Here is a 9,262-nt window from a genome sequence, read left to right on the forward strand (position 1 = left end):
GCAGATGCAGGGATACCCCGCTAGACCGCTGTTTTGCTGGATTTTTTTGATGTTGAATGTCTTTATGTTTTTCGTGTTGTGTTATTATTCAATTAGCTTAGGAGGAGACTGTCATTAGCGAGTTCGCTGCCCGCGGCTCGTTCGAACATGGAGAGGAGATCGCGCGTTGTGAGCCCCTTTTTCTCCCCCTGCGGTACGTCGAAGAGGATATGCCCCTCATGCAGCATGATAAGGCGGTTGCCGTAACGAAGGGCATCCTTCATATTGTGCGTAATCATAAGGGTGGTGAGCTGCTGCTCCGTGACGATCTTTTCAGTCAGCTCGAGCACCTGCGCGGCGGTCTTCGGGTCGAGTGCGGCGGTGTGCTCGTCGAGGAGCAGCAGGTTCGGCTTTACGAGCGTCGCCATGAGGAGCGTCAGCGCCTGCCGCTGTCCGCCAGAGAGGAGTCCGACGCGCGAGGAGAGACGATCCTCGAGTCCGAGCTTTAGACCTGCCAGTTTCTCACGAAAGATGTCGCGCATCTCGTCGGTCGATCCCCAACGCAGGGTCGGTGTCTGTCCACGGCGGGCAGCAATTGCAAGATTTTCCTCGATCATCATGCGTGCGGCAGTCCCCATCATGGGATCTTGGAAAACACGTCCGATGAACCGTGCACGTCGATGCTCCGGCCATTTGGTAATATCCTCGCCGGCGATGGAGATTTTCCCCGCATCCACAGAAATCGCCCCTGCGATAGCGTTCATGAGCGTTGATTTGCCTGCGCCGTTGCCGCCGATGACGGTGACGAAATCTCCGGGTTCAAGATGCAGTGTAACGCCGGAGAGTGCCTTCTTTTCCGTAATCGTACCGGGATTGAAGGTTTTTTTGATGTCCTCTATGCGCAGCATGGTTACGCTCCCTTCTTCATCGCATGGTATTTCGTCTGGATGAGCGGCAGCGAAAGCGCGATCGCGACGAGTACTGCCGTAAAGAGCTTGAGATCGTTCGGCGGCATACCGAGCTGCAGCACGACCGCGATGACAGCGCGATAGACGACGGAGCCGAGCACAACGGAGATAAGCCAGTTCTTAAAGCTGCGCGTACCGAACAGCACCTCGCCGATGATGACGGAGGCAAGCCCGATGACGATCGTCCCCGTCCCCATACCGACGTCGGCAAATCCGTTGCTCTGTGCGACAAGCGCGCCGCAGATCGCGACCAAGCCGTTGGAGAGCAGAAGCCCGATGACGATCATGACGTCGGTGTTGACGCCGTTCGCGCGGATCATGTGCGGATTTGCGCCGGTCGCACGGATAGCAGTACCGAGCTCCGTGCCAAAGAACCAGTAGGTCAATAGGATCGCGAGAACGACAACGATCGTGCCGATGACGAGGATATTGCTCGCCGTATCCAGCCCCCAAATGTTCCACTCGGTGAAGAGGGTCTCCTGCTGGAGCAGAGGCAAGTTTGCCTTTCCCATAACATGCAGGTTGATGGAGTAGAGCCCGATCATTGTGAGGATACCTGCAAGGAGCGCAGGGATCTTCAGCTTCGTACAGAAAAATCCTGTGATAATGCCGGAAATACATCCTGCCGCACATGCAGCAAAGATCGAGACGAGGGGCGAATACCCTGCCACGAGCATGGAGGCGGCAACCGCTGCACCGAGGGGGAAGCTGCCCTCGACAGTCAGATCCGCAATGTCCAGAACACGATATGTCAAATAGACGCCCAGCGCATAGAGTCCCCACAGGACGCCCTGTGCCGCTGTTGCGATGACCAAATCCATAATGTCACTCCCTATATTTCGGAAAAAAAGCGGACACGCTGCGTGCCCGCTCCGCTTTCCTTGTCAATCGTTTACTCTGCGATGACCGCCCCTTGCAGTATGTCGTCGGAGATGGTCAGTCCGATTTTTTCCGCATTCTTTTTGTTGATCACGAGCATGAGCTCATGCGCTGTCTCGATCGGCATATCCGCAGGCTTGCGCTTACCCTCAAGGATGTCGGCTGCCATTGCGCCTGTCTGCACACCGAGCTTATAGTAGTCGATACCGTAGGTCGCAAGGCCGCCCGCCTGCACCATCGTCGGCACGGCACAGATAATGCCCTTGCCCGCAGGATCGGTCACGCTCGCGAGCGTCGGCATCGCAGAGGCGATGATGTTATCCGACGGCTCATAGAAGACGTCCACCTCGCCCACGATGCTCTGCGCCGCCTGCTGAATGTCGTTGACCGTGGAGATCGTCGCAACGCGTACCGTCAGCCCCTTCGATGCGGCATATTCCTTCATCGCCTTGACCTGAATCTCGGAATTGATTTCGCTCGAGGAGTAAATCGTTCCAATAGTCTTGGCATTCGGATAAAGCTTCATGAGGAGGTCGATCTGATCGGCAATCGGACTGAGATCACTCGTTCCGGTGACGTTGCCGCCCGGTTTTTCATTGGACTGAACGACCTTGGCACTCACATAGTCCGTGACCGCCGTGCCAACGATGGGAATCTCCTTCGTCACGTTCGCGGCGGACTGCACGCTCGGCGTTGCGATCGCACAGATGAGATCGACCTTGTCGCTCACAAACCGCTGAACAATGTTCTGCAAATTCGATTGATCCGCCTGCGCGTTCTGCTGATCGAACTTCACATTCTTCCCGACCTCGTAGCCGCGCTCTTTGAGCCCGTCCACAAATCCGCGGTTCGCCTCGTCGAGCGCGCCGTGTTCAACGAGCTGCACCACACCGATTTTATATGTTTTTTCTCCCGCCGCCTGTTGACTCCCGCCGCAGCCTGTCGATGCGAGCAGACCGAAAGCAGCCATCCCAAGAGCGACGCATTTTATGACTGTTGTCACCTGCATCGAGACTCCACCTTTACTCTGTTAAATAATTTAGTCCACAAGGGTTGCATCTTTCAGCACGTCCTCCGGAATGGTCAGCCCTAATTTTTCGATGCCGCTCTTGCTGATGACAAGCGTTAGATCGCGTGCCGTCTCGATCGGCATATTCGCCGGCTTACTCTTCCCCTCGAGGATGTCCGCCGCCATCTCGCCCGTCTGCACGCCGAGCTTGTAGTAATCGATGCCGTAGGTTGCAAGACAGCCGCCCGTCACCATAAAGGGTTCTGCACAGATGACGCCCTTGCCCGCCGCATCAGTGACGCTGACAAGGGTCGGGATTGAGGAGGAAATCACGTTGTCGGTTGGCTCATAGAACACATCCACATCCCCTACGAGACTCTGTGCCGCCTGCTGAATATCGTTGACCGTCGAAACTGTTGCCGCGCGTACTGTCAGCCCCTTTGACTGTGCATATTCGGTCATGGTCTTGATCTGAATTTCCGAATTGATCTCACTTGAGGAATAAATCGTGCCGATAGTTTTAGCGTTTGGGTAAATCTTTATAAGAAGATCAATCTGCTGCTTAATCGGATTCAGATCACTCGTCCCGGTCACATTCCCTCCTGGAACCGCGTTTGACTGGGCGAGTTTCGCGCTCACATAGTCTGTAATTGCCGTACCGACGATGGGAATATCCCGCGTTGCGTTTGCAACCGACTGTGCCGCAGGCGTTGCGATGGCACAGATGAGATCGACCTTGTCACTGACAAAACGCTGCGCGATGTTTTGGAGGTTCGATTGATCCGCCTGCGCGTTCTGTCGGTCAATCGTGAGGTTCTTCCCCTCCTCATAGCCGCGTTCCTTGAGTCCGTCGACAAAACCGCGGTTCGCCGCATCGAGCGCATTGTGCTCCACGAGCTGTACTACACCGATTTTATAGGACTTCTCACCCGCCGCCTGCCGATCTCCGCCGCAGCCTGCCATAACGCTAAGTCCCAGCGCCGTGATGCCAAGAGCGATACATTTCATTGCCTTTGTCATCCGCATCGAGCTCCCACCTTTTCTTTTCAAAAGTGCTAATTTTGCAATACCTGCTTATTATACATGCCCGGGGGCGAAAAATCTAGTATCCACGCGAGGAAAAATACAAACGGGACTGTTTTGTGAAGAAAAATCTTCCAAACCGGTCCCGATTTCTTATACAGTTTTTCCCTTTAGGATATTATCCAGCGTATGCCATGCGAGCACAGCACATTTGACGCGCGCAGGCATATTGGAGATATTTTTGAGCGCGATGGCTTCGTCGAGTTCTTCGAGGGCTGCGTCGTCCGTGACCTCACGCTTAATCATGGAGGTAAAGAGCTGCGTGAGGCGATGTGCCTCCTCAACGGTCTTGCCGCGCATGAGATCAATCATGATGTCGGTACTCGCCTGCGAGATCGCGCAGCCGACACCGGAGAACGCGCCGTCCTTGATGATGCCGTCCGCGATCTCAAGAGAGAGCGTAATCTCGTCGCCGCAGCTCGGGTTGTGCCCGCGCTCGCGCACATTTGCCGACGAGAGTTCTCCCTTGTTCTCCGGCGAGCGGCTGTGCTCGCCGATGACCTCAGTATATAATTGGTGCAGAGCCTCTTCCCCTTCAATCGGCATATCCGAGCACTCCCCTCACCTTTTTCAGTGCATCGATGAATTTATCAATGTCCTCATGCGTATTGTAGAGATAGAAACTCGCGCGGCAGGTTGCATTCTGCCCGAGGTATTTCATCAACGGCTGCGCACAGTGATGCCCCGCACGGATGGCGACGCCGTAGCCGTCGAGGATCGTCGAAACATCGTGTGGATGAACATCCTTCACGTTGAAGGTGATGATACCCGTCTTGTTGTCGCGCGTACTCTCACATCCGTACAGATCGACAAAGGGAAGTTCCCGCAACCGAGGCAGTGCATAGGAGAGGAGATCTCGCTCGATCGCCTCGATGCGGTCAAAGCCAACATTTTCCAGATAGTCAATCGCAGCGATGAGTCCCGCCGCGCCGCTGACGTTCTGCGTACCCGCTTCGAACTTTGCGGGAAGCTCCGCATACGTCGTCTCCTGTTCGCCGACATATTCGATCATATCCCCGCCAAAGAGGAACGGCGGCATCGCGTCAAGGATATCATATTTCCCATAGAGGACGCCGATTCCCATAGGAGAGAGCATCTTGTGCCCCGAGAACGCGAAGAAGTCTGCCCCCATCGACTGCACATCCACTTTGATATGCGGCACACTCTGCGAGCCGTCGACAACGAGGGCGGCACCGACGGCATGGGCACGGCTCGCTATCGCCTTGACGTCGTTCACGAGCCCGAGCACATTGGACACATGCGTCACGGCAACAATCTTGGTCTTTTCCGTAATCTGCGCGGCAATATCGGCCGCCGAGAGATTTCCATCCTCTTCGAGGTAGATGTATTTCAGTGTTGCACCGCGTGCCTTGGCAACGAACTGCCACGGCACAAGGTTGCTGTGATGTTCGGCGACGGTAATGACAATCTCGTCGCCTGCCTGCACATGGGCGCGCCCATAACTGTACGCAACAAGATTCAGCGCCTCAGAGGCATTCTTCGTAAAGATAATCTCCTCAGAGCGTGCCGCACCAATAAATTTCTGCGTACGTACACGCGCCGTCTCATAGATGTCCGTTGCCTTGACCGAAAGTTCATACGCGCCGCGGTGTGGATTTGCATTCCAATAGGTGCAGTAATCGGCAACCGCTTTGATGACGGCCTCCGGTTTCTGCGTGGTTGCACCGTTATCAAGATAGACGATGGGACGGCCGTTCATTTTTGTCTGCAAAATAGGAAAATCCTGCAGATACTCGTTGAAGTTCTTACTCACTTCATAAGCCTCCCCTCAATGTAATCGGTAATCTCAGTGCGCAGCTCCTCACTCTCTATGCGGGCAAGAACGGGTGCAAACGACGCCTCGACGACGAGCTGCTGCGCAGCATATTCATCAAGTCCGCGGCTCATCAAATAAAAGAGTTTATCCGCGTCAATCCTGCCGATACTGACTGCATGATGACCGTCCACGTCGCCCTCATGGGAAAGCATGAGCGGGACGCTGCGGTTGCGTGCATTTGGCGAGAGAATGGTGACCTCCTCGTCCTCCTTGCCGGCCGAACCGCGTGAACCCGCGACAAAATCCAGTGTGCCGCGAAACGTTTTTTTACTGTGCCCCAGCAAGGCTCCGCGCACCTGCAAGTTCGCATCCGTGAGCCGTCCCGCTTGGCGAATGATATAATTGAGGTCAATTTTTCGCTCTGCATCGCCGAAATAAAGCCCCCACACATCCGCACGCGCCTCGTCGCCTGCGAGATTGACACGGAGCTCCGCCGCCGTATGTGCGGCGCCCGCCTCAACAAGCGTGCAGGAGAACAGTCCTTTCTTCCCGACCTCTGCTTCAATGCGGCTCGCTACAGCGGCATCTATCGGCACAACCTGTATGAAGGTGAGGTGCATCTCTGCCCCGTCCGCAACCTCCGCATGAATCTCCTGCAGGCCGCTCTCTCGCAGCTCCACGACATGGTGCTGCGATTCCCCTGCCGCGCAGGAGAACTTTATCGTCTTCGTATCGCCGAGCTGTGCCGGCATCGGCAGGTCATTCACACCCAGCCAGCGCCATGTCGACATGGGGATACGGCTAAAAACTTCATTCACAGCGCTCACCCCATTGTCCCTTCCAGCTCAATATTGACAAGGTTGTTCATCTCCACCGCATACTCCAGGGGGAGTTCCTTTGCAATGGGTTCGACAAATCCGCGCACAATCATCGCACGTGCCTCCTCTTCGTCGATACCGCGACTTGTCAAATAAAATATTGCCTCATCACTGATGCGGCCAATTTTCGCCTCGTGTCCGATATCCACCTGGTCGCAAGCAATATCCATCACGGGCAGCGTGTCACTGCGCGACTCCGAGTCAAGCATCAGTGACTCACAGTCCACCGAGCATTTTGCCCCCACGGCACGCGGCGTTACCTTAACCGCACTCCGATAGACAGCAATGCCGCCGGACTTTGAAATCGAACGGGTGCTGATATTCGCCGACGTATGTGGAGCATCGAAAATGACCGTTGCCCCTGTATCGAGTTCCTGCCCCTTCGATGCGAGCGTAATACCTGTGAACTCGCAGCTTGCGTTCTCACCGCTCAGAATACTGGTCGGGTAGAGCATTGAGACATGAGAACCGAACGAACCTGAGACCCATTCCACCGTGCCGTCTTTCTCTACCTTGACGCGCTTTGTATTGAGATTCATCATATTGCGTGACCAGTTCTCAATCGTGGAGTAACGCAGACGCGCCCCCTCCTTCACGAACAGCTCGACGCAGCCCGCATGGAGATTCGTCACATTATATTTGGGTGCGGAACATCCCTCAATGAAATGAAGGCTTGCTCCCTTTTCGACAATGATCAGCGTATGCTCAAACTGTCCTGCTCCCGCCGCATTGAGGCGGAAATAGGATTGTAATGGAATATCTACCTTGATGCCCTCAGGTACGTAGACAAAAGAACCACCCGACCACACTGCCCCGTGGAGTGCGGCGAACTTATGCGCCTTCGGCGGCACGAGTGTCATGAAATACTGCCGGACGACATCACCGTATTCCTGCAGTGCCGTCTCCATATCCGTATAGACAACGCCCTGCTTCACAAGCGACTCTTGAATCGAATGATAAACGACCTCGGAGTCGTACTGTGCTCCCACGCCCGCCAGTGATGTTTTTTCGGCCTCCGGAATGCCGAGGCGGTCGAATGTTTCCTTGATGTCCTCGGGCACCTCATTCCAGTCGCCCACCATCTTTGCGTCGGGCTGCACATAGGTGACGATATTATCCATATCGAGGTCTGAGAGGTCAGGCCCCCAGGGGGGGAGTTCCATCGCATGATAAGTGTCGAGTGACTTTAGCCGAAACTCGAGCATCCACTCAGGGTCATGTTTCCGCACAGAAATATCGCGGATAATCTCCTCTGTCAGCCCCGAGGCTGCCTTATACACGGAACGGTCTTCGTTCGTGATATCGTATATCGTACGCTCAATATCGGCGACATAGGTCTTTTTCTTTGGTACGAAATCTTCCATATGCCGCTCACCCTACCTTATCCTGAGCTCCGAGGATTTTAGCAAAACCTTCCTCGTTAATCTCCTCAATCAGCTCCGCACCGCCCTCACGTGCAATTTTGCCCTGTGCAAGAACGTGCACATAATCAACCTTGAGCCTATCAAGAATCTTCGCGTTGTGAGTAATGATAATACATGCGTTGTTCTTATTGTGAAACTTCGCCACACCCTCGGAAACGATCTGAACGGCATCAACATCAAGCCCCGAATCCGTCTCATCCAAAAGTGCAACCTTGGGTGCAAACATAAGGAGCTGCAAGACCTCACTGCGTTTCTTCTCACCGCCGGAGAACCCAACATTGAGATAACGCTGCGCATAACTCGGATCAATCTTCAACTCTGCCATTATCGCATTTAGTTCCTTACGGAACGGAAGAAGCTTAACTTTTTCGCCCGTCATCACCTGACGCGCCGTACGAATCATATTCTCAACCGTAATTCCCGGAATCTCCTCCGGCGTCTGAAACGCGAGGAAAAGACCGCGGCGCGCACGCTCAAATGCACGAAGCTCACCAATATCCTCTCCCTCAAGGATAAGGCTGCCGCCCGTCATCTCATATTTTGGATGTCCCATAATCACGTTCATCAGCGTCGACTTTCCCGACCCGTTCGGGCCGAGAATGACATGTACCTCACCCTTGCGAACGGTGAGATCGAGCCCCTTGAGAATCTCCTTCCCATCCACACTGGCATGAAGATCCTTTATTTGCAGCAATGCATCTGCCATAGTAAACTCTCCTTAAAATCAACAGTATATTTAATCCTTACAAAAATACTCGGGATTCATATTTTCATCATTGTAGGGGCTTTCATATAAAATGTCAATAACTTAGCACACTCAATATAAACAAAACGAATAATTGATATTCCTTATCAAAATTTAGAAACAAAGAATAGAAATCAAAAAACAAAAAAGCCCGTGATTTCTCACGAGCTTATCTTTGCGGCAACTACCTACTCTCCCGCGTCGTCTCCAACGAAGTACCCTCGGCCTGCGGACGCTTAACTGCTGTGTTCGGAATGGGAACAGGTGGAACCGTCCGGGCATCATCACCGCACTATTGAGTAAACTATTCATTCACTCAAAACTAGACAGAAGAAACTCTTTGCAAATTAGTTGCGAAATACCAATGAGCGGTCAACGTCTGCCAACCACACTTCGCTTTCGCTCATGTTCTTGGGACGTTACCCACGCCGTAGCGACATTTACTCAGTCTCCCGACTTCGTAACCGTCGCATAAGCGATTCGTATAGCTTTGCGCTCTTTATATCGCGCAAACCTAACT

The 9,262-nt window shown here is 53.8% G+C and carries 9 protein-coding genes and 1 rRNA gene; all 10 read right to left on the reverse strand.

The window, feature by feature from the left end:
- Nucleotides 1-92: 92 nt before the first annotated feature.
- Nucleotides 93-887 carry an ABC transporter ATP-binding protein gene (locus K341_RS0110400; RefSeq protein ID WP_009438482.1) on the reverse strand — a complete coding sequence of 265 codons (795 nt, stop codon included), beginning with the start codon at nt 885-887 and terminating at the stop codon, nt 93-95.
- A 2-nt stretch (nt 888-889) separates the two neighbouring features.
- Nucleotides 890-1,768 (reverse strand): ABC transporter permease, encoded by an 879-nt coding sequence (locus K341_RS0110405; RefSeq protein ID WP_026762754.1) that lies wholly within the window; start codon nt 1,766-1,768, stop codon nt 890-892.
- A 71-nt stretch (nt 1,769-1,839) separates the two neighbouring features.
- On the reverse strand, nt 1,840-2,835 hold the full coding sequence (locus K341_RS0110410; protein ID WP_026762755.1) for an ABC transporter substrate-binding protein: 996 nt from the start codon (nt 2,833-2,835) through the stop codon (nt 1,840-1,842).
- Nucleotides 2,836-2,865: 30 nt separating this feature from the next.
- Nucleotides 2,866-3,861: an ABC transporter substrate-binding protein gene (locus K341_RS0110415; protein ID WP_026762756.1), complete on the reverse strand. Its 996-nt coding sequence runs from the start codon at nt 3,859-3,861 to the stop codon at nt 2,866-2,868.
- Nucleotides 3,862-4,011: 150 nt separating this feature from the next.
- Nucleotides 4,012-4,464: a Fe-S cluster assembly sulfur transfer protein SufU gene (sufU, locus tag K341_RS0110420; RefSeq protein ID WP_026762757.1), complete on the reverse strand. Its 453-nt coding sequence runs from the start codon at nt 4,462-4,464 to the stop codon at nt 4,012-4,014.
- A complete protein-coding gene (locus K341_RS0110425; protein ID WP_026762758.1) occupies nt 4,454-5,692 on the reverse strand; it encodes a cysteine desulfurase in 1,239 nt (412 codons plus the stop codon). The genes sufU and K341_RS0110425 overlap by 11 nt, the downstream gene beginning before the upstream one ends.
- Nucleotides 5,689-6,486, reverse strand: a complete 798-nt coding sequence (locus K341_RS0110430; protein WP_037349723.1) for a SufD family Fe-S cluster assembly protein — start codon at nt 6,484-6,486, stop codon at nt 5,689-5,691. The genes K341_RS0110425 and K341_RS0110430 overlap by 4 nt, the downstream gene beginning before the upstream one ends.
- A gap of 32 nt (nt 6,487-6,518) precedes the next feature.
- Nucleotides 6,519-7,937, reverse strand: coding sequence for a Fe-S cluster assembly protein SufB (gene sufB, locus K341_RS0110435; protein WP_026762760.1), 1,419 nt, complete (start codon nt 7,935-7,937; stop codon nt 6,519-6,521).
- Nucleotides 7,938-7,944: 7 nt separating this feature from the next.
- On the reverse strand, nt 7,945-8,703 hold the full coding sequence (sufC, locus tag K341_RS0110440; protein ID WP_026762761.1) for a Fe-S cluster assembly ATPase SufC: 759 nt from the start codon (nt 8,701-8,703) through the stop codon (nt 7,945-7,947).
- Between the two features lie 214 nt (nt 8,704-8,917).
- Nucleotides 8,918-9,034, reverse strand: a 5S ribosomal RNA gene (gene rrf / locus K341_RS0110445).
- Nucleotides 9,035-9,262 lie beyond the last annotated feature (228 nt).

Origin of the sequence: Centipeda artemidis DSM 19719 (genome assembly GCF_000426665.1) — a bacterium.
In the GTDB taxonomy this organism is placed as follows: domain Bacteria; phylum Bacillota; class Negativicutes; order Selenomonadales; family Selenomonadaceae; genus Centipeda; species Centipeda artemidis.

What these genes read in the sequence shown, in the direction of transcription:
- K341_RS0110400 (WP_009438482.1), bottom strand. Translation starts at nt 887, where the DNA reads ATGCTGCGCATAGAGGACATCAAAAAAACCTTCAATCCCGGTACGATT.
- K341_RS0110405 (WP_026762754.1), bottom strand. Translation starts at nt 1,768, where the DNA reads ATGGATTTGGTCATCGCAACAGCGGCACAGGGCGTCCTGTGGGGACTC.
- K341_RS0110410 (WP_026762755.1), bottom strand. Translation starts at nt 2,835, where the DNA reads ATGCAGGTGACAACAGTCATAAAATGCGTCGCTCTTGGGATGGCTGCT.
- K341_RS0110415 (WP_026762756.1), bottom strand. Translation starts at nt 3,861, where the DNA reads ATGCGGATGACAAAGGCAATGAAATGTATCGCTCTTGGCATCACGGCG.
- sufU (WP_026762757.1), bottom strand. Translation starts at nt 4,464, where the DNA reads ATGCCGATTGAAGGGGAAGAGGCTCTGCACCAATTATATACTGAGGTC.
- K341_RS0110430 (WP_037349723.1), bottom strand. Translation starts at nt 6,486, where the DNA reads ATGTCGACATGGCGCTGGCTGGGTGTGAATGACCTGCCGATGCCGGCA.
- sufB (WP_026762760.1), bottom strand. Translation starts at nt 7,937, where the DNA reads ATGGAAGATTTCGTACCAAAGAAAAAGACCTATGTCGCCGATATTGAG.
- sufC (WP_026762761.1), bottom strand. Translation starts at nt 8,703, where the DNA reads ATGGCAGATGCATTGCTGCAAATAAAGGATCTTCATGCCAGTGTGGAT.